Annotated in this window: 28 protein-coding genes; 9 read left to right on the top strand and 19 right to left on the bottom strand. The window is 65.6% G+C overall.

All coding sequences use genetic code 11. The annotated features are described in order from the left end of the window. Positions 1-157: 157 nt before the first annotated feature. From BSY238_RS09745 to BSY238_RS09685, 13 genes are all read right to left on the bottom strand, one after another. Entirely contained in the window at positions 158-577 is a 420-nt protein-coding gene (locus tag BSY238_RS09745) for a DsrE family protein (RefSeq protein WP_069038965.1), read from the bottom strand. A 146-nt stretch (positions 578-723) separates the two neighbouring features. After that, complete coding sequence (locus BSY238_RS09740) at positions 724-1,167, bottom strand: hypothetical protein (protein WP_150123917.1); 444 nt, start codon at positions 1,165-1,167, stop codon at positions 724-726. A gap of 174 nt (positions 1,168-1,341) precedes the next feature. Next, positions 1,342-1,641 carry an encapsulin-associated ferritin-like protein gene (locus tag BSY238_RS09735; RefSeq protein ID WP_069038963.1) on the bottom strand — a complete coding sequence of 100 codons (300 nt, stop codon included), beginning with the start codon at positions 1,639-1,641 and terminating at the stop codon, positions 1,342-1,344. A 103-nt stretch (positions 1,642-1,744) separates the two neighbouring features. Next, positions 1,745-2,275, bottom strand: a complete 531-nt coding sequence (locus BSY238_RS09730; RefSeq protein ID WP_069038962.1) for a flavin reductase family protein — start codon at positions 2,273-2,275, stop codon at positions 1,745-1,747. A 40-nt stretch (positions 2,276-2,315) separates the two neighbouring features. Then, positions 2,316-2,675 carry a VOC family protein gene (locus BSY238_RS09725; RefSeq protein WP_069038961.1) on the bottom strand — a complete coding sequence of 120 codons (360 nt, stop codon included), beginning with the start codon at positions 2,673-2,675 and terminating at the stop codon, positions 2,316-2,318. 42 nt (positions 2,676-2,717) lie between these two features. Beyond that, on the bottom strand, positions 2,718-3,047 hold the full coding sequence (locus BSY238_RS09720; protein ID WP_069038960.1) for an antibiotic biosynthesis monooxygenase family protein: 330 nt from the start codon (positions 3,045-3,047) through the stop codon (positions 2,718-2,720). 307 nt (positions 3,048-3,354) lie between these two features. Further along, entirely contained in the window at positions 3,355-3,765 is a 411-nt protein-coding gene (locus tag BSY238_RS09710) for a DUF2784 domain-containing protein (protein ID WP_069038958.1), read from the bottom strand. 160 nt (positions 3,766-3,925) lie between these two features. Then, on the bottom strand, positions 3,926-4,204 hold the full coding sequence (locus tag BSY238_RS18750; RefSeq protein WP_069038957.1) for a hypothetical protein: 279 nt from the start codon (positions 4,202-4,204) through the stop codon (positions 3,926-3,928). An 82-nt stretch (positions 4,205-4,286) separates the two neighbouring features. Further along, on the bottom strand, positions 4,287-4,655 hold the full coding sequence (locus BSY238_RS18335; RefSeq protein WP_150123916.1) for a hypothetical protein: 369 nt from the start codon (positions 4,653-4,655) through the stop codon (positions 4,287-4,289). 134 nt (positions 4,656-4,789) lie between these two features. Next, positions 4,790-5,368: a hypothetical protein gene (locus BSY238_RS09700; RefSeq protein WP_083224001.1), complete on the bottom strand. Its 579-nt coding sequence runs from the start codon at positions 5,366-5,368 to the stop codon at positions 4,790-4,792. A gap of 364 nt (positions 5,369-5,732) precedes the next feature. After that, positions 5,733-6,254, bottom strand: coding sequence for a GNAT family N-acetyltransferase (locus BSY238_RS19050; RefSeq protein ID WP_223300348.1), 522 nt, complete (start codon positions 6,252-6,254; stop codon positions 5,733-5,735). Positions 6,255-6,328: 74 nt separating this feature from the next. Beyond that, entirely contained in the window at positions 6,329-6,502 is a 174-nt protein-coding gene (locus tag BSY238_RS18880) for a BrnA antitoxin family protein (RefSeq protein WP_236952625.1), read from the bottom strand. A 400-nt stretch (positions 6,503-6,902) separates the two neighbouring features. Further along, the gene (locus tag BSY238_RS09685) at positions 6,903-7,355 is read right to left on the bottom strand and encodes a DUF302 domain-containing protein (protein ID WP_069038954.1); all 453 of its coding nucleotides are present in this window, start codon (positions 7,353-7,355) and stop codon (positions 6,903-6,905) included. Between the two features lie 866 nt (positions 7,356-8,221). Here BSY238_RS09685 and BSY238_RS09680 point away from each other — a divergent pair. Continuing rightward, the gene (locus tag BSY238_RS09680) at positions 8,222-9,235 is read left to right on the top strand and encodes an integron integrase (protein WP_069040593.1); all 1,014 of its coding nucleotides are present in this window, start codon (positions 8,222-8,224) and stop codon (positions 9,233-9,235) included. 24 nt (positions 9,236-9,259) lie between these two features. On the opposite strand, the gene BSY238_RS09675 is transcribed toward BSY238_RS09680, so the two are convergent. The 6 genes from BSY238_RS09675 to gatC form a co-directional block, all read right to left on the bottom strand. Then, positions 9,260-9,478, bottom strand: a complete 219-nt coding sequence (locus BSY238_RS09675) for a hypothetical protein (RefSeq protein WP_069038953.1) — start codon at positions 9,476-9,478, stop codon at positions 9,260-9,262. Between the two features lie 376 nt (positions 9,479-9,854). Then, the gene (gene gatB / locus BSY238_RS09670; RefSeq protein WP_069038952.1) at positions 9,855-11,312 is read right to left on the bottom strand and encodes an Asp-tRNA(Asn)/Glu-tRNA(Gln) amidotransferase subunit GatB; all 1,458 of its coding nucleotides are present in this window, start codon (positions 11,310-11,312) and stop codon (positions 9,855-9,857) included. 33 nt (positions 11,313-11,345) lie between these two features. Then, positions 11,346-11,870, bottom strand: a complete 525-nt coding sequence (locus tag BSY238_RS09665) for a hypothetical protein (RefSeq protein ID WP_069038951.1) — start codon at positions 11,868-11,870, stop codon at positions 11,346-11,348. Next, positions 11,867-12,187 (bottom strand): hypothetical protein, encoded by a 321-nt coding sequence (locus BSY238_RS09660; RefSeq protein WP_069038950.1) that lies wholly within the window; start codon positions 12,185-12,187, stop codon positions 11,867-11,869. The genes BSY238_RS09665 and BSY238_RS09660 overlap by 4 nt, the downstream gene beginning before the upstream one ends. A gap of 6 nt (positions 12,188-12,193) precedes the next feature. Then, on the bottom strand, positions 12,194-13,654 hold the full coding sequence (gene gatA / locus BSY238_RS09655; protein WP_083223999.1) for an Asp-tRNA(Asn)/Glu-tRNA(Gln) amidotransferase subunit GatA: 1,461 nt from the start codon (positions 13,652-13,654) through the stop codon (positions 12,194-12,196). 8 nt (positions 13,655-13,662) lie between these two features. Then, the gene (gatC, locus tag BSY238_RS09650) at positions 13,663-13,950 is read right to left on the bottom strand and encodes an Asp-tRNA(Asn)/Glu-tRNA(Gln) amidotransferase subunit GatC (protein WP_069038949.1); all 288 of its coding nucleotides are present in this window, start codon (positions 13,948-13,950) and stop codon (positions 13,663-13,665) included. 237 nt (positions 13,951-14,187) lie between these two features. Here gatC and BSY238_RS09645 point away from each other — a divergent pair, with 237 nt between their 5' ends. The 8 genes from BSY238_RS09645 to BSY238_RS09610 all read left to right on the top strand — a co-directional run bounded on the left by BSY238_RS09645 (position 14,188) and on the right by BSY238_RS09610 (position 22,621). After that, positions 14,188-15,231: a rod shape-determining protein gene (locus BSY238_RS09645; protein ID WP_069038948.1), complete on the top strand. Its 1,044-nt coding sequence runs from the start codon at positions 14,188-14,190 to the stop codon at positions 15,229-15,231. 107 nt (positions 15,232-15,338) lie between these two features. After that, the gene (gene mreC, locus BSY238_RS09640) at positions 15,339-16,262 is read left to right on the top strand and encodes a rod shape-determining protein MreC (RefSeq protein ID WP_069038947.1); all 924 of its coding nucleotides are present in this window, start codon (positions 15,339-15,341) and stop codon (positions 16,260-16,262) included. Then, positions 16,259-16,783: a rod shape-determining protein MreD gene (mreD, locus tag BSY238_RS09635; RefSeq protein ID WP_069038946.1), complete on the top strand. Its 525-nt coding sequence runs from the start codon at positions 16,259-16,261 to the stop codon at positions 16,781-16,783. The genes mreC and mreD overlap by 4 nt, the downstream gene beginning before the upstream one ends. A gap of 30 nt (positions 16,784-16,813) precedes the next feature. Further along, positions 16,814-18,703: a penicillin-binding protein 2 gene (gene mrdA, locus BSY238_RS09630; RefSeq protein WP_069038945.1), complete on the top strand. Its 1,890-nt coding sequence runs from the start codon at positions 16,814-16,816 to the stop codon at positions 18,701-18,703. Next, positions 18,684-19,850, top strand: a complete 1,167-nt coding sequence (gene rodA / locus BSY238_RS09625) for a rod shape-determining protein RodA (protein WP_069038944.1) — start codon at positions 18,684-18,686, stop codon at positions 19,848-19,850. The genes mrdA and rodA overlap by 20 nt, the downstream gene beginning before the upstream one ends. Positions 19,851-19,854: 4 nt before the next feature. Beyond that, complete coding sequence (locus tag BSY238_RS09620; protein WP_069038943.1) at positions 19,855-20,847, top strand: septal ring lytic transglycosylase RlpA family protein; 993 nt, start codon at positions 19,855-19,857, stop codon at positions 20,845-20,847. A 152-nt stretch (positions 20,848-20,999) separates the two neighbouring features. Then, a complete protein-coding gene (locus BSY238_RS09615; protein ID WP_150123914.1) occupies positions 21,000-21,584 on the top strand; it encodes a YMGG-like glycine zipper-containing protein in 585 nt (194 codons plus the stop codon). Between the two features lie 32 nt (positions 21,585-21,616). Continuing rightward, complete coding sequence (locus tag BSY238_RS09610) at positions 21,617-22,621, top strand: DUF6515 family protein (RefSeq protein ID WP_069038941.1); 1,005 nt, start codon at positions 21,617-21,619, stop codon at positions 22,619-22,621. Positions 22,622-22,633 lie beyond the last annotated feature (12 nt).

Genomic DNA, 22,633 nt, shown 5'->3' with positions numbered 1-22,633 from the left:
AGCCGGCAGGTGGTCGGGAGCCGGCTACTGGAATGTACCGCATGACGCCCGCCCGGAGCCGATGCGGACGGTGATCGTCAAGCGCTTCGGTATCCGGGGCGGCAGCGCTGCGACAAGGTCCATGCAGCGCTTATCCGGAAAGACAAACCGGTTTCCGCTACCAGGTCAGCGTCTTCGTGTTGTCCCTGAACAGGGCGGCGCCGGTCAGGTCCGGATTTCCGACCCTGACCCCGGGCACCAGATCGCCCTCCGTGACACCGTAGTGCTTCATGCACATCGGGCAGATCAGCACGCTTGCGCCCCGGGCGATCAGATCGGTCAGGGTCTTCTGGTGGTCGGCATACTTCGCTGCGTTCGCCTTCGCGCCGATCAGTACCCCCTTGTCGTTCAGGAAGATGGTCAGCGGATGGCCGCGCTCGAGCTGGTTCTTGCCGAACGAAATGCCCATGTTCGCGCGGTGCTGATCATCTGTCGTGAGATTGATGAAGAGCGGGTCGGTGTCGCCCGCGATGGCCGGTGGTGCGATGGCGCCCAGTGCCAGCGCGATGAGCAGGAACAGTCTTGCAAGGATTTTCATCAAGGTAGCCTCAGGTTTGAACACCTGTTCAAGCTAAGCCCGATCGGGTACGGCCAGGTTGACCCCTGTCAAAAGCGGCTTCGCATGGGCGGCCTCTCAATTTTGCGAAGGGTTCCGGCCCTCTTCCGTTCCGCCGCCGCCGCGCGTCACCGCACAGCCTCGCCCGGCTGCAACGCGGCGACCAGTGCGGCCTGCATGTCGGCAGGCAGGCTTGCAACACCCCTGAGTACGCCCGGGCCGCCGTTTCGCCAGTGAACCGTGAATGCGCGAGGTGGCGCGCCGCCCGGCACCGACAAGATGCTGACGTGCAGCTGCACCTCTGTGCCGCCTTCGACCAGAGCAGCGGACGACAGCAGCTTGACCACCGGGCCGAGCTCACGCACCGCGATGACGACAACCCGGTCGAAGCGCCCGGCTTCCGCGGCACGCTGCGCGGACACGGCCGTCGCGCCGAGACTTTGCATGCGCCGCAACGCTGCCTGTGCGAAGCAGCCGGAGCTGCCGAAGAAATCCTGCAGGCCCTTTGCAGCGGCGGCTTCCCGCTGGGCGACGTCTTTCTGCTCCGGTCGCCATTCGGGCGCCCACAGCACGAGCGCCGTCGCCGATCGCTCGCAAACCGGCGCCTGCGGTGACGGTGTCAGGGATACGACTGTGCTGGCGCACCCGGCCAGCAGCACCGCGCAGAGTGGCGCCGACAGCGCTCGGACATGTCGGATCCTGCATGCCATGGATGCGTGCCGAGGTTCGGTGCCGAAGCCTTCAACTCAATGACCGTGCGCGTCGGTGGTGAGGCTCTTGTCGGTGAACAGGTAGTCCTTCAGTTCGTGCGAGAAGCGCTCGTCCTTGCGACGGATCCACTCGAGCACCATCGCGGCGTGTTCCTTTTCCTCGTCGCGGTTGTGTTCAAGAATCTTCTTCAGCACCGGGTCCTTGCAGGCGGATGCCCGCTGGTTGTACCAATCCACGGCTTCGAGCTCTTCCATCAACGACACGATCGCGCGATGCATGTCGCGCACTTCGTCCGAAAGCTCTTCAACAGGTTCGTGATAACCGACGCTCGACATTGTGACCTCCTGGGTTGCGCTGTCTGGGGAATGTTCATACTGCCTTGGAAATGCGGAACAAGGAAAGGCGGCGCGACGCGTGCGAGCGGCCGGACTGACGTGCTCACCGCATCCTGGAGCGCAGCTTGATGCTTTCGCCGGCGACCATGAACTTGCCGTAACCGCGGTGATGCAGCGTGCGCGGGTCCTTGACCTTCGGGTCAACCCAGGCCGCCACGACTTCGAGCACGAACTGTTCATACCGCCGCAGACCTGTGTCGACGACCCGGCACTCCAGGCTTGCGAAACAGTCATCGAGCAAGGGCGCAGCCACCTGTTCCGCGGCACTGCACGACAGCGCGAACTTCGCGAACTTGTCGACTTCGGCGCCGCTGCAGTTGCCGCACCCGACGACCTGCTTCGCCAGTTCTACCGTCGGAATGTTCAGCACGCACGCTTTCGACGCCCGAAGCAGCGCCTGCGAATGATTGCCGGCACTGACCACGCAGGCCACCTGCGGCGGCTCGAACGCCAGCAGGGAGTACCAGGTCATCGGCATGACGTCGCTGGCGTTGCGGTGGGCGGTGGTCAGCAGCAGCAGCGGCCCGGGTTCGAGCAGGCTGTAGACCTTGGACAGAGGGAAGCGCTTCTTCATTGGCGGCTCAGGTGGCGTGGTGGTCGCCTGCGGACACCCGTCATGCCGCAGCCTCCGACCAGACCGCAAACTCGTTGCCGCTGGGCTCGGTGAAGTGGAACCTGCGACCACCCGGAAACGCGAACACCGGACGCACGACCTTGCCGCCCGCAGCGACCACCTTGGCGAGCGTACGCTCGAGGTCCGCGCTGTAGAAGACGATGAGCGCACTCCCCTGACGGGTATCTGCCACCAGATCGGACCTGAAGAAGCCCCCGTCGAGGCCCTGGCCGGAGAACGCCGCATAGTCGGCGCCGTAGTCCTCGAACACCCACCCGAATGCGTCCTGAAAGAAGCGCTTGGTCGCACCCACATCACGCGCAGGGTACTCGACGTAGTTGATCTTTTCGTGTGCCGGCATGATCCTCTCCTGAGCCCGGGCGTGTGACATGAAGGGCGGTTGTCAGGCCCGCCCCATGATGGACGTATCCGCCGACGACGCGCCTCGCACCGCCTGATAGTGCGACACCACGGGAAACGGCTCGTAGAAGTGGTGCAGCAGCGCCTTCCATTCCTGGTACTCGGCAGACTGCCGGAAGCCCACTTCGTGATCTTCCAGCGTTTGCCACACGACGAGCAGCATGTACTCGCCGGGCCGCTCGATGCAACGCTGCAAGTCGTGCGACACATAGCCCGGCATCGACGAAATGATGCGCTGCGCGTGCCGGAACGCCGCCTCGAACGCGTCCTCCTGCCCGGCCTTGATGTGCAGCGGTGCGATTTCAAGAATCATGTGTGGGCTCTCCCGTTCGGCGGCGGACAAGCGCTCCACCGCCGGCCGTTCCGTTCGATGTCTTCACGACGCGCGTCGCACCCCTCTGATCACCGCTTCTTATTGTCACTCGGGCGTTCGCCTGAGCGCCAGAAACAGCAAGCCGCCGCCAACTCCCGAGCAGATCCGGACGTATGTCCGGGAAGAGCCGGACTCACGCGCTCTGGAGATCATCTTGCTGCTGCTCTTAGACATCGTGCGGATTTGTCCGGTCATGAGTACGGCCTGCATCACGACACGCGCGCAAGCATCATCAGGCGCTGCCCGCTCAGCCATGAGGTGATCGTCTGCGCGGCGGAAAACGCCACCACGTCGCAAGGACGAGCAGGCCGAAGACCGAGTACGCCACCGTGAACACCCAGAACGGCGCCTCGTAGAAAAGAACGCGCTGCACCCAGTGTTCAATGAAGCTTCGGCTGTAGGCCGCACCGCCGGCTTGTTCGCGCAGCCATGATTCCAGCACCGTCAGCGGGCACAGCCTGCCCAGCATTGACTGAACAACGACGACGCCGATGGCACCCAGATGAGCGACACGAAACCACAGCGCGTTCACCCAGCGCCATCCTCGCAGATTCCCTGCGACGATCGCAGCGAGCCCGGCGACGACAAACACCACCACGCCGAAATGCAGCAGCAGGACCGCATCCGCGAGCAGTCGGTAGGGCAGCGGCTCGTGCATCGGCTACGCCTGGCGCCCGGGTTCGTCGCCACCGAGCCGACAGGGCTCAAGGCGGCGTCTCAATGCTGCCGACAAGCCAGGAAGCGAGTACAGGCCGGCGGTATTCCAGGACTCGGTGTTTGTGATGTTCATGTTCTGCTGCGCCCACGCCAACAGCTCGTCATGTGGAACCAGATACCAAGCGCTGTCTTCGTGAAAGCACGATGTACAGGTCCTTGCCCATGTACTTCTTTGCCAGTGTGCATCGGCCTTTGAGCTGGGCCTTCACGAACTGCTGACCATCGATGTGCTGTGCAATGAAATCTGCGCCCTGCCAGTCATCCGACAGCCGAATCGTTGTGAATCCGTAATCAGCCAGAACTCCGGACACCTTCTGGAAGTTGTACGACTTCTTCTGCCGCGCATTCAGGCTCGCATACTGGACGAGTGGACGGTTCATGACGATGCTCTTCTCGATTCAGCGGACGCGCGGCCTTTCGCGCAGGCCGCTGGAATGATGGGTTCGGCCTCCGGCAATTCCGTCATGGATCGTCATCGGCCGCAACAAGCATTTGAGCTTCGTGGAGGGACACAGGGCTGTCATTGCAGCGAACGAAACCGACCTTGGAAGTTATGACGTGAGGCGGCAATTCGACGGGGACCGGAATCTTGGGGTTGGGGACTATCGTTACGCCGCCATTCGATGAGCGGTACGCATTCAAAGAACTCCGTACTTCGTTGTATCCGGCAGGACACAACTGCTCCGCTCGATAGCGGAATGTTTCTGCGGCGGAGTCCGGGGTGGCGAAGAGCGATAGGTTGCTGAAGCCCTTGATGCGGTAGACCCCCGGCGCCATCTCGTCGTCAATGAATCCGCCACCGCCGATGTAATTCGGACCGTCTCGCTTCAAGTCATGCGTCGAGCTACATGCACTGTTCAGCAGTAGCAGCAGAAAAAATGCGCGCTTAGGCATGAAAGGCCCAACGTTTGAGAAAAGAGGTGGCGGCGCCCGGCTTGCCGAATGACGTCTTCTGGATCGAAGGGTCAGGCCGCTGCTTGCCGCCGATTGAACAGGATTGCATAGCCCATTGCTGCGAGCCCAAGATTTCGAGCTGCACTGCCGATAGTTTGAAGGATGTCGGGCGCGGGGATGAGAGCTAGAAGCAGATTCAGTGCCAAGCCGGATGCGAAAAGCAGGAGTGGCCACTTGGGCAGCCAACCCGCGCGCAGTGCAGACCACGCAAACATGAGGCCTCCGAGCACCATGAATGCCCCGTGAACCGTATAGAGGTTGCCCAACCGGGTCCATAGAGCTTCATATGTAGGAACGTGCTCGGCGATTGCGTACAGAGTTGTATGAGCAAAGTATGTGAAGGCCACCCCATACAGAAGCGCACCGATAAGCCCCAGCACGTTCGGTCTTGGTTCGCATACGACGTACAGCCCGAGAAGCAGCCAGGGCATTGGGAGGAAGGCGACGTAGTTGAGCCAGAGTTGGCCTGCTGAGAATCCGCCGTAGTACCACTCCAGTGCGTCCGTGATCGAGTGCAGTGCGGGTGCCACAAGAGCGGCGATGCCCACCACAATGCTTAACTGGGACGGAGAAGCATTGCGTCGTTTCATGACTGCTCCTGACTTTTCGTACCGATTGAAACTTGAGAGGATCGCGTCCGACAGCAGTGAGGAAGTCATGCGAAAGAGTCGTTTTTCGGAAGAGCAGATGGTCAAGATCCTTCGCGAAGCCGACACGGCGCCAGTGGTGGAGGTGCCCCAGTCAGCATCCGCTGCGCGAAATCGACCGGGATGAGCTTCAGGCTGCAGTCGGGCATCTTGAAACGCGGCATCGCGGGGCCCCGTGGCGATGACCCGTCATACCCAAGGCATGTAAGCGGACGATGAAGGGGGTTTGTCTACAACCTCAACGTTTGAACTCAGGCAGCGGCCCGTCACGGCCGTCGCGCCTGCAGCTTAGTGTCAGATATTCTCTTCACCAGTGCTCTGGCCGGTTGAGCGACTCGGCACAAGCCAGTTGACCCTTAACCTCCTGTGGAACAACCTTACCCAAGGACAGGCACATCCAAGCCTCTGGATAGGGAAGATCATAGGGTGCGCTCACCTTATGCCCCGTGCTGAATCCGAACCTAGCGTAATAGCGGGGGTCGCCCAGAACGAAGACCAGCTCCGCGCCACGCGCCCGAAGTATCGTCAGGCCTGACTCGACAAGCTGCCTTCCGACACCCATGCGTTGCATCTCGGGCGCTACCGCTAACGGCGCGAGTATGTACGAAGGCCCAGACGCCGAGCCCGGTATGTGTACCGAGCTGAAGATTATGCTTCCAACTACGCCCTTCTCCGACTCGGCCAAAAGCACGAGAATGGGCTTGGCAGATTCATCGGCGCTCAGCGCCAAAGCCAAATCGGCGACCGCAGGGCCTTCATCTCCGAACGCGGCGAGATGAACACTTCTGATCCCTTGTGCATCTGATGCGTGTGCTTCTCGAATTCGCACCGTATCTCCGAAAACATCCAACGTTTGAATTCAGCGGCCGCCGAAGTCAGTCCGATGGAATGACGGGTTGGGCTTCATTCTCCCGACGACCGCGAATGACTTTCCACATAGTGGCGAAGCACACCGTCCATTCGCGACTGCCACCCCTCGCCCGCAGAATTGAAGTACGCCACCACCTCCGGGCTGCACCTCACGGACAAGAGCAACTTCCTGTTTTCCGACTTCGGCCGCCCGTGTAAGGCAGGCATGGGAACCATGGGCTTCAGGTGCTTCGGCGTCGGTAGCTGAGCATCGGAACCGCTCCTGGCGGCAGCGGTAAGTGCCTTGTCTTCCTCGATCGTAGGGATGACAACGGCAGGATGCTTAGCGGCTTTCGACATGGTGCTTCACCTCTCGACGATTGGCACGGCGAAGACTGATCTTCAACGGATTGTCCGCGTCCTTGTTTGGATCGAACTCGATTCGCATCTTTTAATGTGGCTATATTAAATGGGTGCGTCAAGCCAAGTGGAAGGCGTGCTTCGCTGACGTTCAACGTTTGACATGCGCGGACCGCAGCGGCGTGACGCGCTTGGCCCGGATTGACATGAGGGCCAAGCGTGGCATGTCGTTGCGGGGCCGCTCGACGACATGGTCGGGCGTCACCGCTCAGCGCGCGACCGTTGCCTCCGCGAGGCTGCTCAGCACCTTGCGCAGGTTCTCGACGACGGGGCACTGCGCGACACCATGCCGCTGTGCAAGGTAGACCGGATCGTTGTAGCCAAGCCAGACTTGCGCAGAGGCATCTTCCCAGACGAGGGCCTTGAGTGGCAGATCGATGCCCACCGACTGGGCGCACTCCATGAATGGCGTGCCACCTTGGGGATTGCCGAAAATGAGTACCTCGGTGGCGCGCAATGACTTGTTGAGCTTGGCTGCACCGGCCGCGTGGTCGATGCGTGCGAATACGCTCAGCCCGTTTTGCTTGACCACCTCTTCGAGCTTGTCCATGGTGGCCTTCGCGCTGTGCGGACTCTTGACTGCGACCAGGCCGTCGGCGGCGCTGGCGAGTGAGCAGAGGGTGGCAAAGGCCACCGCGAGGAACACTTGCACTGTTTTCATGAGAGTACTTCCTTGAGCGGGCTGCGGGGGTTCAGTATGACGTTCAACGTCTTAGCTCAGCGGCCGCCGGAGGCGGTCCGCTGGAGGCGGTCCGCTGGAGCGCAAGGTTGGGCGGCATGGCGATAGGTGAGCCATGGGCGAACGAGCAAATACCAAGCGCACAAGGGCCAAAGGATGACGGCCGAACCGAAGAACAGCAGTTCCATGCCAAGCAAGTGCTCTGAGCCAGGCGTGTAGCAGTCGCCCGACGCTGGGCAGGCGATTGCCCGGCGGTAGCTTTCGTAGAACCGGAATTGCGCGACCGGTATGCACACTGCAGACAGCCACCAGAGCAGGCGCAAAGCATGGCGAAGGAATTTCATGCAGCCCAACGCCGTAGGTGAGAGGCCGCCGGAGCGGCGCAGCCGCGCAGGGTACCCAAAGCGCAGCTTTGGGCGGTCCTCTCGACCGAGATGTTGGACATCGCCGGAAACTGAAACGAACGCGCGTTGTGCATAGCGAAGCCGCTACCTTTCGACCTTGAACTGAACTTAAACGGCAGCACGGCCCTTGCTACTGGCTTCCGCCCTTAATGCCTCGAAACACTAGCACAAAGGCATGGCGCAACAAGGGGCGCTGTTCTGCCTGCCAGATGGATGCACTTCGATCCGCGACTCGGCCGACTCGCTGACCTCGTGATTCGCTTCAACCTTGACCCGCTGCCTGCGACGACAGTACCGGTGATGTACAACTTTGTTTTCGGGCGCAGTTTTGCGCTCTAAATCCGGAAGCTGCTGGATAAAAAGGGTGAGGTGATTCGGCCGAAACGGCCTTGTCACCTGAGTCTTGTCGACCTATGCTGTATATACATACAGCATTAAATGCCGATGAAAAACCTCACTTCGCCGCTTCCGCCGTTGAAATCGGTTCGCCTGCTCGATCAGCTGCGCGAACGGATTCGTTACCTGCATTACAGCATACGAACTGAGCAGACCTATGTCCATTGGGTGAAGGCTTTCATCCGGTTTCACCGGCTGCGCCATCCGGCTGAAATGGGGCGGGGCGAGATTGAGGCTTTTTTGTCGTGGCTGGCGAATGAGCGCAGCGTAGCGGTGTCGACGCACAAGCAGGCGCTGTCGGCGCTGCTCTTTCTGTACAGGCAGGTGCTCGGCATTGACCTGCCGTGGATGAGTGACATCGGTCGGCCGCGCGCGACGCGCCGGCTGCCGGTGGTGCTGTCGCCGGACGAGGTGCAGCGCGTGTTCACCTTGATGGACGGCGAGCACCGGCTTTTCGCGCAGTTGCTTTACGGCGCCGGCATGCGGCTGACCGAGGGCCTGCGGCTGCGGGTGAAGGATCTGGATTTCGAGCGGCGCACCGTCATCGTGCGCGAGGGAAAGGGGCGCAAGGACCGCGCCCTGATGTTGCCGCAAGTGCTGGTCATTCCGCTGCGCGAGCAGCTGGCGCGGGCCCGGGTGCTGTGGGACGACGACCGTCGATGCGGTCGCGCGGGGGTCGAGATGCCCGATGCGCTCTCCCGCAAGTATCCGCGCGCCGACGCGTCTTGGGCCTGGTTCTGGGTGTTTCCGCAGGTCGAGCATGCGGTCGATCCGCGCAGCGGCGTGGTGCGCCGCCACCATATGTATGACCAGACTTTTCAGCGCGCCTTCAAGCGGGCCGTGGTTCGCGCAGGGCTGACCAAGCTGGCGACGCCGCACACGCTGCGCCACTCGTTCGCCACTGCACTGCTGCAGTCAGGCTATGACATCCGGACGGTGCAGGATCTACTCGGCCACGCCGACGTGGCGACGACGATGATCTATACGCATGTGCTGAAGGTGGGCGGCGGCGGGGTGCGCAGCCCGATGGATGCGCTGCCTGCGCTGGGGCTGTCGCCCTGAAGCGCGCAGGCGGCGGGCGGGCGATCACTCCGGCGTGCGCGGCACCTCTTCATGCACGCCGCGGATCACTTTCACCAGACAGAACAGGAAACCGGCCACGCCGAGTATGGCCAACGGCAGGGACTGCCACAGCGGCCAGCCGCCGTTGTGACTGTCGTCGATGACATTGACCAGGCTGAGCGTGATGCCGGACATGCCGACGATGGCGAAGGCGAGGGCGGCGAAGAAGAAGAGGACGCGCATGGTGTGGGGTATCCGGTAGAGAAGGGCGGGGCGCAGTCAGGGGTGCTGTCGGGGTGCGGTGTCGATGTGCGCTGTCAGTATGTTTTCGAAGTGAGGTTCGGGCCGTTTACATGGGGCTGGACTTGGTGAAGCAGTGACTGCGGATGCTGGCCGTGCGGGGCGGCGATCTGCGCAACTTCTGTGGGAGCGGCGGCCTCGCCGCGATAGTGCCGCGATGGTCGCTGATCAAAGTGAAGATCGCGGCGAGGCCGCCGCTCCCACAGGCCGTCGCTCCTAAAGGCCCTCCTATAGGCCGCTGCCAACACAGTCACGCTCTCACAAGTACCCCTCCGAAAGCCGCTCGGGACGCTGCGCCCGTACTTTCGGTACTGCGCGTTCAGCCGGCGAGCTTCTTCTTCAGCAGTTCATTCACCTGCGCCGGGCTGGCCTTGCCTTTGCTGGCTTTCATGACCTGGCCGACCAGCGCGTTGAAGGCCTTGTCCTTGCCGGCGCGGTATTCCTCGACCGATTTCGGGTTGGCGGCGAGCACCTCGTCGATGATGGGTTCGATGGCCGACACATCGGTGACCTGTTTCAGGCCCTGGGCTTCGATGACGGCGTCGGCCGTCTGAGCTTCGCCGCTCCACAGCGCTTCGAACACCTTCTTGCCGATATTGTTCGAAATCGTGCCGTCGGCGATGCGCGTGACCAGGCCGGCGAGCTGTGCCGGGCTGACCGGGCTGTGCGCGATGTCGCGCTCTTCGCGGTTGAGCCGCGCGGCCAGTTCGCCCATGACCCAGTTTGCCAGAGGCTTGGCCTGCGCCGCGCCGACGACGGCCAGCGCGTCGAGGTAGTACTGCGACATTTCGCGGCTGGCGGTCAGGCCGGCGGCGTCGTAGGGCGACAGGCCGTAGTCGGCCTGCAGCCGGGCCGACAGTGCGACCGGCAATTCGGGCATCTCGCTGCGCACGCGTTCGATCCAGTCGGCGGCGATGAACAGCGGCGGCAGGTCGGGGTCGGGGAAGTAGCGGTAGTCATGCGCGTCTTCCTTGCTGCGCATGGCGCGGGTTTCGCCGGTGTCCGGGTCGAACAGCACGGTCGCCTGCTGGATCTTGTGGCCGTCTTCGATCTGTTCGATCTGCCACTGGATTTCAAAGTCGATCGCCTGCTGCATGAAGCGGAAGCTGTTCAGGTTCTTGATTTCGCGTCGCGTGCCGAGCGGCTCGCCCGGGCGGCGCACGCTCACGTTGGCGTCGCAGCGGAAGCTGCCTTCCTGCATGTTGCCGTCGCAGATGTCGACCCAGCGCACCAGCGCGTGCAGCGCGCGCGCATAGGCGACGGCTTCGGCGCTCGACGTCATGTCCGGCTCGCTGACGATTTCCAGCAGCGGCGTGCCGGCGCGGTTCAGGTCGATGCCCGACATGCCGTGGAAATCTTCGTGCAGGCTTTTGCCGGCATCTTCTTCCAGGTGCGCACGGGTCAGGCGCACGACCTTCTCGTAGGCCTTGTCACCTTCGCCGACGCGTATCGTCAGTGCCCCGCCCTGCACCACCGGCAGTTCGTACTGGCTGATCTGGTAGCCCTTCGGAAGGTCGGGGTAGAAGTAGTTCTTGCGTGCGAACACCGAGCGCTGCGCCACCTCGCCGCCCACTGCGAGGCCGAAGCGGATGGCGCGCTCGACGGCGGCGCGGTTCATCACCGGCAGCACGCCGGGCAGCGCCAGATCGACTGCGCTGGCCTGCACGTTCGGCGCGGCGCCGAACGCGGTCGGGCTGCCGGAGAAGATTTTTGAGGTCGTGTTGAGCTGGCTGTGCGTCTCCAGCCCGATCACGACTTCCCAGTTGGCTCTGCTCATCGCGTTCTCTTTCCGTGTCTTTCCGTCTTGCGGTTACCGGCAGGTGCCGGTCTTGCGGCTCACCAGGGTGGGCCACAGATACTCATGCGCGCCGGGCGTGCACTGGCTGGCGCAGTTCTGGTACGACACCGTGACCTGGTCACCCTGTTCCCACATGCGCACCGTGCACGCGCCGGCGACCAGCGTCGGTGACGACGTGAAGGTGGTCTGCTTGAAGCTTGCCAGATCGAAACTGCAGCGGCCCTTGCTGCCCATGTCGACCTGCGACCAGAATTGCTGCACGCGCGACGCCTGCACGTCGAGCACCAGCCGGCCTTCGGTGCCCACGTCGTCGCGGTAGCTGCATTCGGTCTTCACCGCCAGCGGCCGCTCCGGAATCGGCAGCGGCTTGGTGCTCTTGATCGGCGGCGGCGGCCGTCGGGCTTCCGGCGCGGTCGTCGGCGCCGGCTGCGGTCGCGTCGCGGTCGGTGGTTGCGGCGCGATCTGCGCGCAGCCGGCGATCAGTGCCCCCGTAAGTGCCCCCGCGAGCGGCAGTCCGCGCAGCCACCGGTGGCTCACAGCAGACTGTCCCGCAGCGCACGCAGGCCATCCGGCATGGTGAGCGACTGCTCGTCCCAGCCTTCGATGCGCAGCACGTCGTCGAGCGCGGCTTCGAGCACCGCATGGGCGCGCTCGGCCGCGTCGGCGATGCGCCGGTGCGTTTCGGCCAGCTGCGGCATTTCATCCATGCAGTTCAGCTGGTACTGATGCAGCTTGCGCAGTTCAAGCATCTGGGTGGCGACCTGGGCCGGGCAGGCGCACATGTAGATGCCCGCCTGATCCAGGATGTGCTTGAGCTGTTCGCTGTTGTAGCGGTAACGCTGTGACGTGCTCATGTCGGCTTACCGGGGTGGCGTGCGCAGGTGCCAGTCGGTCGCCTGCTGGAAGCGGTGTGCGGCACCCAGCATGCGCGCCTCGTCGAAATAGTTGCCGACGATCTGCAGACCGACCGGCAGGCCGCCGGCGCCGAAGCCGCACGGAATGCTCATGCCGGGCAGGCCGGCCAGATTGACCGAGGTGGTGTAGATGTCGCCGAGGTACATCGACAGCGGGTCGTCCGCCTTGTCGCCGATGCCGTAGGCGACGGTCGGCGTGGTCGGGCCGAGGATGAGGTCGCAGTCGCGGAAGGCGGCCTGATAGTCATCGGCGATCAGCCGGCGCACGCGCTGCGCCTGCAGGTAGTAGGCGTCGTAGTAGCCGTGCGACAGCACATAGGTGCCGATCAATATGCGCCGCTTCACTTCCTCGCCGAAACCCTGGGCGCGCGTCTTGGCGTACATGTCGTTCAGGTCGCGGTACTCGGGCGCGCGATAGCCGTAGCGCACGCCGTCGAAGCGGTTCAGGTTCGAACTGGCTTCGGCCGGCGCGATCACGTAATAGGCCGGCACGGCGTAACCGGAGCGCGGCAGGCTGACCTCGACCGTGGTGGCGCCCAGCGTGCGGAAGGTGGCCAGCGCGGCGTCGACCGCGGCACGCACGTCGTCCGACATGCCTTCACCGAAGAATTCCTTCGGTACGCCGATGCGCAGGCCGGCCAGCGGGGCGTCGAGTGCGCGCGTGTAGTCCTCCGGCGCGCGTTCCAGGCTGGTGGCGTCGCGCGTGTCGAAGCCGGCGAAGACATTGAGCAGCAGCGCGCAGTCTTCCGCGGTGTGCGCCATCGGCCCGCCCTGGTCCAGGCTGGAGGCGTAGGCGATCATGCCCCAGCGCGACACGATGCCGTAGGTCGGCTTGATGCCGGTGATGCCGCAGAACGCGGCCGGCTGGCGGATCGAACCGCCGGTGTCGGTGCCGCTGGCCGCCGGTGCGATGCCCGCCGCAACGGCCGCCGCCGAACCGCCGGACGAGCCGCCGGGCACGGCGTCGAGCTGCCAGGGGTTGTGCACCACGCCGTAGTGGCTGGACTCGTTGGTCGAGCCCATCGCGAATTCGTCCATATTGGTGCGGCCCAGCGTGACCAGACCGGCGGCGCGCGCGCGCTCGATCAGGCCGGCGTCGTAGGGCGCGGCGAAGTTTTCCAGCATTTTCGAGCCGCAGCGGGCATGCCAGCCGGTCTGGCAGAAAATGTCCTTGTGCGCGATCGGCACGCCGGTCAGCGGGCCGGCCTGGCCGGCAGCGCGCAGCGCGTCGGCGGCACGCGCCTCGTTCAGCGTCTGCGCCTCGTTCAGTTCGACAAAGGCGTTCAGCGCCGGGTTGGCCGCGCGGATCTTCGCCAGATAGTCCTGCGCCAGTTCGACCGCCGACACGTCGCCGGCCGCGAGCCGGGCAGACAGCTGCTTGACGGTGTCCATCTTTCGATCGCTCATTCGATCACTCATTCAATCACCCTCGGCACCAGATACAGGCCGTTCTCGACGGCCGGCGCGACCGCCTGGTAGGCGCTGCGGTGGTCGGTTTCGCTGATGGCGTCGTCGCGCAGGCGCAGCACGAGATCGGTGGCGTGCGCCATCGGCTCGACGCCGGTGGTGTCGATCGCCTGCAGTTGCTCGATCAGGCCGAGCATGGAGCCGAGTGCGTCGCGGGTGCGTTCGAGCTGGCCGTCGGCGAGCTCGATGCGCGCCAGCTTCGCGATGTGGCGGACTTGTTGGTCGGTCAGGGACATGGCGGGGCTGTGTGGGTTGCCGGATGCCGGGGCACCCGCGGACAAAGATGTTTCAGTTCAAGGGGTCGGGGTGTGTTGGGTTATCATTATGAACTATTCAGGCTGCCCGCCCGGCCGCTGCAAACACCTCCGGCCGCGCCCGGCGCATCGAGGCAGCTCGATGTCACCCCCGGGTGAAGACTGATCCGGCCCAAACCCGTACAGACCGCCTGCGGTCGCTTCCACATAAGACACTTCATGTTCGGTTTCCTGCGTTCCTATTTCTCCAACGATCTGGCCATCGACCTCGGCACCGCCAACACGCTGATCTACGTGCGCGGTCAGGGCATCGTGCTGGACGAACCGTCGGTCGTCGCCATCCGTACCGAAGGCGGCCCCAACGCCAAGAAGACCATCCAGGCCGTCGGCCTGCAGGCCAAGCTCATGCTCGGCAAGACGCCCGGCAACATCACCGCCATCCGGCCCATGAAGGACGGCGTGATCGCCGACTTCACAGTGACCGAGCAGATGCTCAAGCAGTTCATCAAGCGGGTGCACGATTCGCGGCTTTTTTCGCCCAGCCCGCGCATCATCATCTGCGTGCCGTGCGGCTCGACCCAGGTCGAGCGGCGTGCCATCCGCGAATCGGCGCTCGGCGCCGGCGCGAGTCAGGTCTACCTGATCGAGGAGCCGATGGCCGCAGCGATCGGCGCCGGCCTGCCGGTGTCCGACGCCACCGGCTCGATGGTGGTCGACATCGGTGGCGGCACGACCGAAGTCGGCGTGATTTCGCTCGGCGGCATGGTGTACGCCGGTTCGGTGCGGGTCGGCGGCGACAAGTTCGACGAAGCCATCATCAATTACATCCGCCGCAACTACGGCATGCTGATCGGTGAAACCACGGCCGAGGCCATCAAGAAGGAAATCGGCTCCGCCTTCCCCGGCTCCGAAGTGAAGGAAATGGAAGTGAAGGGCCGCAATCTGGCAGAAGGCATCCCGCGCAGCTTCACCATTTCGTCGAATGAAATCCTCGAAGCACTGACCGAACCGCTGAACCAGATAGTGTCGGCGGTGAAGAGCGCGCTCGAACAGACGCCGCCCGAACTGGGCGCCGACATCGCCGAGCGCGGCATGGTGCTGACCGGCGGCGGCGCGCTGCTGCGCGACCTGAACCGGCTGCTGATGGAAGAAACCGGTCTGCCGGTGGTGGTGGCCGACGACCCGCTCACCTGCGTGGTGCGCGGCTCGGGCACCGCGCTGGAAAAGATGGACCAGCTGGGCAGCATTTTCGCCAACGAGTGACACGCCGCATGATGGCTCACCGGTCCCTGCCCGCCGCCTCGACGGTGCCGCGGGACCGGCACCGCCCGCGTCGCGGGCACGCTTCGACCCCCTCGGTTTCCTGATTCATGGCTTCTCCGGTCGCCGGACATTCCCCGCCCCCGTTCTTCCGGCGCGGCCCGGCGCCGCTGGTGCGCCTGGTGGTGCTGGTGAGCGCCGCACTCACGCTGATCGTCGTCGATCACCGCCTGAACTACCTCGAATTGCTGCGTCAGGGCCTGTCGGTGGTCACCACGCCGCTGCAAGTCGCCGCCGGCATGCCGGTGACCGGTGTGCGCTCGGCCGGTGAATACTTCGCCGACCTCGCCCGGCTGCAGGCCGAAAACGAAGACCTGCGCCGCGAACAGGTGGCGCTGGGCACGATACGGCTGCGCCAGGAACAGCTCGATCTGGAAAACACCCGCCTGCGCGCGCTGCTCGACATGCGCGAACGGGTGCAGGTGAATGCGCAGGTGGCCGAGGTGATCTACGCGGTACGCGACCCGTTCTCGCGCCGCGTCGTGGTCGACAAGGGCCTGACCCAGGGCATCGAACCGGGCAGCCCGGTGGTGGACGACATCGGCGTGATCGGCCAGGTCACGCGGGTCTATCCGCTGAACGCCGAAGTCACGCTGATCTCCGACAAGGACCAAGCGCTGCCGGTGCAGATCGCCCGCACCGGCGTGCGCGCGGTGATGTTCGGCGCCGGCAGCGGCACGCTGGAGCTGCGTTATCTCGCGACCGACGTCGACCTGCGCGAAGGCGACCGCATCGTCACCTCGGGGCTGGACGGCGTGTTCGCACCCGGCCTGCCGGTGGCACGCGTCAAATCGGTCGACCGCGACGGCTCGGGCGGCTTCGTGCGCATCCTGTGCGTGCCGCTGGCCGGCGTCGAATCGCACTCCACGGTGCTCATCATGACGCCCGGCAAACCGGTGCTGCCGACCACCGGCAACGATGCCACGGCCGCGGCCGCCGGCAGCGACCGTACGGAAAAGGCGGTCAAGCCATGAACCAGCCCAGCTTCAGTTCGCGCCGCATCCTGCGCCCGGTCAGGCCCTGGTTCATCTGGCTGTCACTGGTGTTCGCGCTGCTGCTCAACCTGATGCCGCTCGGCCGCACGCCGATGCTGCCGGACTGGGTGGCGCTGGTGCTGTGCTTCTGGTGCGTGCGCGAGCCGCTGCGCGCCGGCATGGGCGCGGCTTTCGTGTTCGGCCTGCTGATGGACATCGGCTACGGCAGCCTGATGGGCCAGCACGCGCTGGCCTATGTGCTGCTCGCCTACACCGCCGGCACGTTTTCGCGCCGCATCCTGTGGTTCGGCCCTCTGCAGCAGTCGCTGCACGTGCTGCCCATGCTGGTCGGCACGCAGCTGGTCATGCTGTGCGTGCGCCTGTCGACCGACGCGGAATTTCCCGGTCTGGGCTATTTTGCCGGCAGCCTCATCGCCACGCTGCTGTGGCATCCGATCAGCTTCGTGCTGCTGCTGCCGCAGTACCGGCCGGAGGACAAGGATGAGAACCGTCCTATCTGAGCGCGCCGCGAAACCGCTGTCTCACGTTAAATGAACGATCTGCACAGCCCCGAAATCAATCTGGTCCGCTTTCGCCGCCGCGTGCTGTTTGCCGGCGCGCTGGTGCTGGTGTGCTTTTCGCTGCTGCTGGCGCGCTTCGTGTGGCTGCAGGTGGTCATGCACGACTACTACCGCACGCGCGCCGAAGACAACCGCATCGCGCTGCTGCCGGTGACGCCGAACCGCGGCCTCATCGTCGACCGCAAGGGCGAGGTGCTGGCGCGCAATTACTCGGCGTATACGCTTGAGATACAGCCTTCGCGCGTCGACAACCTCGACCGCACGATCGACGAGCTGGCGGCCATCGTCAATATCGAGGCGCGTGACCGCAAGCGCTTCCGCAAGCTGATGGATGAATCGCGCAACTTCGATTCGCTGCCCATCCGGACCCGGCTCAACGACCAGGAAGTGGCGCGCTTCATTGCGCAGCGCTATCGCTTCCCGGGCGTCGAGGTGCGCGCCCGGCTGTTCCGCCAGTACCCGAACGCCGAACTGGCGTCGCACGTGCTCGGCTACATGGGCCGCATCAACCGGCGCGACGCCGAGCGCATCCAGGAATCGGATGACGCGGCGAACTACCGCGGCACCGACCACATCGGCAAGAGCGGGCTGGAACAGCACTACGAACGCGAGCTGCACGGACTGACCGGCGTCGAACAGGTCGAAGTGACCGCAGCGGGCCGCGCGGTGCGCGTGCTGTCGCGCACGCCGCCGCAGCAGGGCAACAACCTGCGGCTGACGCTGGACGCCGGCCTGCAGCGCGTCGTCGAAACCGCGTTCGGCGACCGACGCGGTGCGCTGGTGGCGATAGAACCGTCGACCGGCGGCGTGCTGGCGCTGGTCAGCAAGCCGACCTTCGACCCCAATCTGTTCGTCGATGGCATCGACACCACCAGCTGGGACGCGCTGAACAACTCACCCGATCACCCGCTGCTCAACCGCGCCATCTATTCCGCCTACCCGCCGGGGTCCACCTTCAAGCCCTTCATGGCGCTCGGCGCGCTGACCGCCGGCAAGCGCACGCCGCAATTCGCCATCGCCGATCCGGGCCACTTCGACTTCGGAGGTCACCGCTTCCGCGACGACAAGGTGGGCGGCCACGGCTCGGTCGACATGCACAAGTCCATCGTGGTGTCGTGCAACACCTATTACTACCGGCTCGCGGCCGACTGGGGCATCGACGGCATTTCGAACTTCATGGGTCAGCTCGGGCTGGGCAGCCGCACCGGCATCGACATCGACGGCGAATCGACCGGCGTGCTGCCGTCGCAGGCGTGGAAGAAGAAGCGCTTCAAGCGGCCCGACCAGCAGAAGTGGTATGCCGGCGAAACCATTTCGGTCGGCATCGGCCAGGGTTACAACGCCTACACGATGATCCAGCTGGCGCACGCCACCGCCATCCTGGCCGCCGACGGGGTCGTGTACCGGCCGCATGTGGTGCGCCAGATCGAAAATTCGCGCACCGGCGCCATCCAGCTGATCGAACCGGAACCGGTGCGCCGGGTCGACCTCCGGCAGGCCGACATCGACGTGATCAAGCGCGCCATGGAAGACGTGAACCGCGTCGGCACGGGTAGCCGCGCCTTTGCCGGTGCGCCCTACGTCGCGGCCGGCAAGACCGGCACGGCGCAGGCCTTCTCGCTGCGCGGTGGCGACCTGAAAACCAGCAAGCTGGCCGAAAAGCTGCGCGACCACGCACTGTTCATCGCCTACGCACCGGCCGACGATCCGAAGATCGCGCTGGCCGTGCTGGTCGAAAATGCAGGTTTCGGTTCGCAATCGGCGGCGCCGATCGCGCGCCAGGTGTTTGATTACTATCTGCTGGGCAACCTGCCGGCCGGCCCGGCGCCCGAGGACACGGATGCAACTGACAGCGAATAGGTGGCTGTGGCTGCGCGGCACGCTGAGCAGCGTGCTGGGCAAGCTCGATCTGCCTCTGGTGATCATCGCGGGCACGCTGCTGGCGCTGGCGACCCTGGTCATGGCGAGCGCCACGGCCGATTTCGGATTCCGTTTCGACGCCCACCTGGTCAATCTTGCGGTCGGTCTGTCGGTCATGCTGCTGGTGGCGCAGATTCCGCCGCTGCGCCTGATGCAGCTGGCGCTGCCCTTCTACCTGGTGGGTGTCGTGCTGCTGGTCGGCGTCGAACTGTTCGGCGAAACCTCGAAGGGCGCGCAGCGCTGGCTAGACATCGGCTTCACGCGCATCCAGCCATCGGAAATGCTGAAGATTTCGGTGCCGCTGATGCTCGCCTGGTATTTCCACCGCCATGAGGCGCAGTTGCGGGTACGCGACTTCCTGGTCGCGCTGGTCATCCTGATCATTCCGGTCGGCCTGATCTTCCATCAGCCGGATCTGGGCACCGCCATCCTGGTGCTGGCGGCCGGCGTGTTCGTCATCTTCTTCGCCGGACTGTCGTGGAAGCTCATCATTCCGGTGCTGGTGATCGGCGTGGTGGCGGTCACCACGGTGGCGGTCGAAGGCGACGCGCTGTGCGCCGAAGGCGTCAAGTGGCCGGGCTTCAAGGACTATCAGCGCCAGCGCGTGTGCACACTGCTCGACCCGACCGCCGACCCGCGCGGCAGCGGTTTCCACATCATCCAGTCCAGCATCGCGATCGGCTCCGGCGGCGTGTTCGGCAAGGGCTGGAAGGAAGGCACGCAGACCCACCTCGAATTCGTGCCCGAGCGCCACACCGACTTCATCTTCGCGGTGATGGCCGAAGAGTTCGGTCTGCTCGGCTGCATCGTGCTGCTCGGCATATACATATTGCTGATCGGTCGCGGCCTGATGATCGCGGCCAGCGCACCGCTGCTGTTTTCGCGCCTGCTGGCGGGTGCGATTTCACTGTCGTGCTTCACCTATGCCTTTGTGAACATGGGTATGGTGACCGGCGTGCTGCCGGTGGTCGGCGTGCCGCTGCCCTTTGTGAGCTACGGCGGCACCGCGCTGGTCACGCTGTGCATCGGGCTGGGCCTGCTGATGTCGATCGAGGCGCACCGGCGGTCCCGCCGGCGCGACCGCTGAGCCGATGAGCGCCACCCGCCCGCTGTGGCCCGTGGCGCTGTGTGCGCTGCTGGCCGGCTGCGCCGGCGTGCCGGTCAGCGAGCCACCTGCGGCGCCTGCCGCCAGCCCGGCGCCTGCACCGGTCGCCGCGCCCTCCCCGGTGCCTGCCGCCAAGCCGCGCCCGGGCGGTTTCTACCTCGACGACGGCCCGGGCGACGGCGCGCCCGATGCGCAGACCCTGGCCACGATTCCCGATGCCGTGCCGCGCGACGAGCCGCTGCACCGCTTCGCCAATCGGCCGTACAGCGCGCTCGGCCTGAATTTCGTGCCGCTGACCGAGCACCGGCCGTTCCGCCAGCGCGGGCGCGGCAGCTGGTATGGCCGCAAATTCCATGGCCAGAAGACCTCGAGCGGCGAGCCGTACGACATGTACGGCATGACCGCCGCCCATGCCACGCTGCCCATCCCGAGCTATGCGCGGGTGACCCATCTGGCCAGCGGCCGCTCGGTCGTGGTGCGGGTGAATGACCGCGGCCCGTTCAAGCCCGGCCGCGTGATCGACCTGTCGTGGACCGCCGCCGCCAAGCTGGGCTATGTGAATGACGGCAGCGCCGAGGTCGAGGTCGAGGCGGTGTTCGCACCGGGCAGCGCCGGTGACCTGCTGGCCCGGCGCGCCGCCGGGCAGCCGGAAATCGCGCGCCCGGCGCCGGGGCCTGCGGCGCCCGCAGTGCCGGCCGACGACGTGATCGCCGCGCTGTCCGCCGATGGCGCAGACGACGCCTCGACCGCCGGCCACTGGCTGCAGCTGGGCGCCTTCAGCACGCTCGACAACGCGCAGGCGCTGTCGCGCCGGATCGCCGCAGCGCTGGGCGAGCTCGCCGACCGGATCAGCGTGACGAGCGACGGCGACCGCCACCGCGTGCGCGCCGGCCCCTTCGCCAGCCGCGACGCGGCGCAGGGCGTCGCCCGCGCGCTGCGCGACCAGCTCGGCCTGGAAGCACTGCTGCTGACGCGCTGATTTTCGCGCTGCGCTCAAGCTGACCGCGCGAGGACCGGCGAAACGCCGTAACACCTGCATACGAGCCATTACAGAGTTTGCTACATCCGCCTGCAACACTGCATGCGTCGCGGTCCCGCTCCGGTGACCGCATTTCGCAGGCAGCGTCCGCCATGTCCTCCCCTCGCAGTTGCCTTCAACCCGTCTGGCGATCCGGCCTGACCGCTGCCCTGTGCGCCGGCCTGCTCGCCGCGTGCGCCTCGCCGCCCCGGCCGGCGCCCTACACCGGGTCGCCGCGGCCACCGCCGGTGAAGGCGGTGACCGATCTGTCGGTCTATCCGTCGCGCGGCCAGAACGCCACCACGCAGCGGCGCGACCGCTACGAATGCAACGCCTGGGCGGTCGGTGAATCGGGCTTCGATCCGGCGACCAGCCGCAACGTGCCGACACCGGTTCCGCGCGTCGAAGCCGATCCGCCGTCCGGCTACGGGCTGGCGGCCGGCACGGTGACCGGTGCGGTCATCGGCGCCGCGGTCGGCAGTCCGTACCACACGGGGCAGGGCGCGGCGATCGGTGCCGTGGTCGGCGCCGCGGCCGGTGCGGCGTCAGACGCCTCGCGCGAAGCGCGTGCCGCCCGGGTCGAGGACGCCTACGCGCAGCGCGCCGCACAGCGCGATGCCGCCGGCAGCGAACAGGCGAACCGCTACCGGCGCGCGCTGGTCGCCTGTCTCGAAGGCCGCGGCTACGCCGTGCGCTGATCATGTCGCATTCATCGGAAGGACTTCGCATCATGCAATCCGCTGACACTCGGCAGCGCCCACACACCCGCATCCGCCGCACCGGCGCGGCGCTCGTTGCGCTGCTGCTGCTGGGCAGCAGTGCCGCGTTTTCGCAGGAGGGCCGCGGTGGCGGTGACCGGGGCGACCGCGGCGATCGCGGTGGCGCTCGGCAAGGTCAGGAATCGCGCGGCGAGCGGCAGGGCCCGCGCGAAGACCGCGGCGCCCGGGCACCGCGTGAAGGTCAGCGCGATGGACAACGCAACGCGCAGCGCAGCCAGGAACGGACCCCGGAGCGTGCCGAACGACGCGATCCCGGTCGCGGCGACATGCGCAGCGATGCACGCGGCGACGGGCGAGGCGGCGAACGTCGTTTCGACGCCGGGCCGCGCGGCGACCGGCGCGGCGATCAAGCGGTACCGCGTGCTGCCTACCAGAACCGCATCGAGCGGCCGGTGCCGCAGGCCTCGCACCAGGGCGGCCGGTACGGCCACCACGCCTACCGCCCGTCGCGCGGCACGGTCGTGCAGCGCTTGCCGCGCGACGTGCATGTTCATCATTACCACGGCCGGCCGTACTACCGTTCGAGCGGCGCGTGGTACCGGCCGAGCGGCGCCTATTTTTCGGTGGTCGGCCCGCCGATCGGCGCCTTCATCACGGTGCTGCCCTGGGGCTACACGGTGATCGACTACGGCGGACGCCCGTACTACCGCTACGACGACGTGTATTACGCGCGGCGCGACGATGGCTATGTGGTGGTCGAGCCGCCGGAAGGCCAGTACGCCGACAGCGAACCTGCCGGATCGGACGAGCTGTTCGTCTATCCGGCGGCTGGCCAGAGTGCGGAACAGCAGGCGACCGACCGCTTCGAATGCCACGACTGGGCGTCGTCCCAGACCGGCTACGACCCGACCCGGGTGTCCGGCGGCGTGCCGCCCGAAGACGCCGCCCCTGCGCGCGCCGCCTATCTGCGCGCGATGACCGCCTGTCTGGAGGCGCGCAACTACACGGTGCGCTGACGGCCGGACAAG

It is taken from the genome of Methyloversatilis sp. RAC08, assembly GCF_001713355.1.
Lineage (GTDB): Bacteria > Pseudomonadota > Gammaproteobacteria > Burkholderiales > Rhodocyclaceae > Methyloversatilis.
The sequence above is the reverse complement of the archived record's forward strand: the minus strand, read 5'-3'. Positions and strand labels throughout refer to the sequence as shown.

Bases quoted from the DNA above. Each gene is read 5' to 3' on its own strand.
- mreC (WP_069038947.1), top strand. From the start codon at position 15,339: ATGGCTTCTCCGGTCGCCGGACATTCCCCGCCCCCGTTCTTCCGGCGC.
- BSY238_RS09615 (WP_150123914.1), top strand. From the start codon at position 21,000: ATGTCCTCCCCTCGCAGTTGCCTTCAACCCGTCTGGCGATCCGGCCTG.
- BSY238_RS09675 (WP_069038953.1), bottom strand. From the start codon at position 9,478: ATGCGCGTCCTCTTCTTCTTCGCCGCCCTCGCCTTCGCCATCGTCGGC.
- BSY238_RS18750 (WP_069038957.1), bottom strand. From the start codon at position 4,204: ATGAACCGTCCACTCGTCCAGTATGCGAGCCTGAATGCGCGGCAGAAG.
- gatA (WP_083223999.1), bottom strand. From the start codon at position 13,654: ATGAGCGATCGAAAGATGGACACCGTCAAGCAGCTGTCTGCCCGGCTC.
- BSY238_RS09620 (WP_069038943.1), top strand. From the start codon at position 19,855: ATGAGCGCCACCCGCCCGCTGTGGCCCGTGGCGCTGTGTGCGCTGCTG.
- BSY238_RS09730 (WP_069038962.1), bottom strand. From the start codon at position 2,275: ATGAAGAAGCGCTTCCCTCTGTCCAAGGTCTACAGCCTGCTCGAACCC.
- gatB (WP_069038952.1), bottom strand. From the start codon at position 11,312: ATGAGCAGAGCCAACTGGGAAGTCGTGATCGGGCTGGAGACGCACAGC.
- BSY238_RS09685 (WP_069038954.1), bottom strand. From the start codon at position 7,355: ATGAAAACAGTGCAAGTGTTCCTCGCGGTGGCCTTTGCCACCCTCTGC.
- BSY238_RS18880 (WP_236952625.1), bottom strand. From the start codon at position 6,502: ATGCCTGCCTTACACGGGCGGCCGAAGTCGGAAAACAGGAAGTTGCTC.
- BSY238_RS09735 (WP_069038963.1), bottom strand. From the start codon at position 1,641: ATGTCGAGCGTCGGTTATCACGAACCTGTTGAAGAGCTTTCGGACGAA.
- BSY238_RS09610 (WP_069038941.1), top strand. From the start codon at position 21,617: ATGCAATCCGCTGACACTCGGCAGCGCCCACACACCCGCATCCGCCGC.
- rodA (WP_069038944.1), top strand. From the start codon at position 18,684: ATGCAACTGACAGCGAATAGGTGGCTGTGGCTGCGCGGCACGCTGAGC.
- BSY238_RS09725 (WP_069038961.1), bottom strand. From the start codon at position 2,675: ATGCCGGCACACGAAAAGATCAACTACGTCGAGTACCCTGCGCGTGAT.
- BSY238_RS09710 (WP_069038958.1), bottom strand. From the start codon at position 3,765: ATGCACGAGCCGCTGCCCTACCGACTGCTCGCGGATGCGGTCCTGCTG.
- mreD (WP_069038946.1), top strand. From the start codon at position 16,259: ATGAACCAGCCCAGCTTCAGTTCGCGCCGCATCCTGCGCCCGGTCAGG.
- BSY238_RS09745 (WP_069038965.1), bottom strand. From the start codon at position 577: ATGAAAATCCTTGCAAGACTGTTCCTGCTCATCGCGCTGGCACTGGGC.
- BSY238_RS09680 (WP_069040593.1), top strand. From the start codon at position 8,222: ATGAAAAACCTCACTTCGCCGCTTCCGCCGTTGAAATCGGTTCGCCTG.
- gatC (WP_069038949.1), bottom strand. From the start codon at position 13,950: ATGTCCCTGACCGACCAACAAGTCCGCCACATCGCGAAGCTGGCGCGC.
- BSY238_RS09700 (WP_083224001.1), bottom strand. From the start codon at position 5,368: ATGAAACGACGCAATGCTTCTCCGTCCCAGTTAAGCATTGTGGTGGGC.
- BSY238_RS09645 (WP_069038948.1), top strand. From the start codon at position 14,188: ATGTTCGGTTTCCTGCGTTCCTATTTCTCCAACGATCTGGCCATCGAC.
- mrdA (WP_069038945.1), top strand. From the start codon at position 16,814: ATGAACGATCTGCACAGCCCCGAAATCAATCTGGTCCGCTTTCGCCGC.
- BSY238_RS09720 (WP_069038960.1), bottom strand. From the start codon at position 3,047: ATGATTCTTGAAATCGCACCGCTGCACATCAAGGCCGGGCAGGAGGAC.
- BSY238_RS09660 (WP_069038950.1), bottom strand. From the start codon at position 12,187: ATGAGCACGTCACAGCGTTACCGCTACAACAGCGAACAGCTCAAGCAC.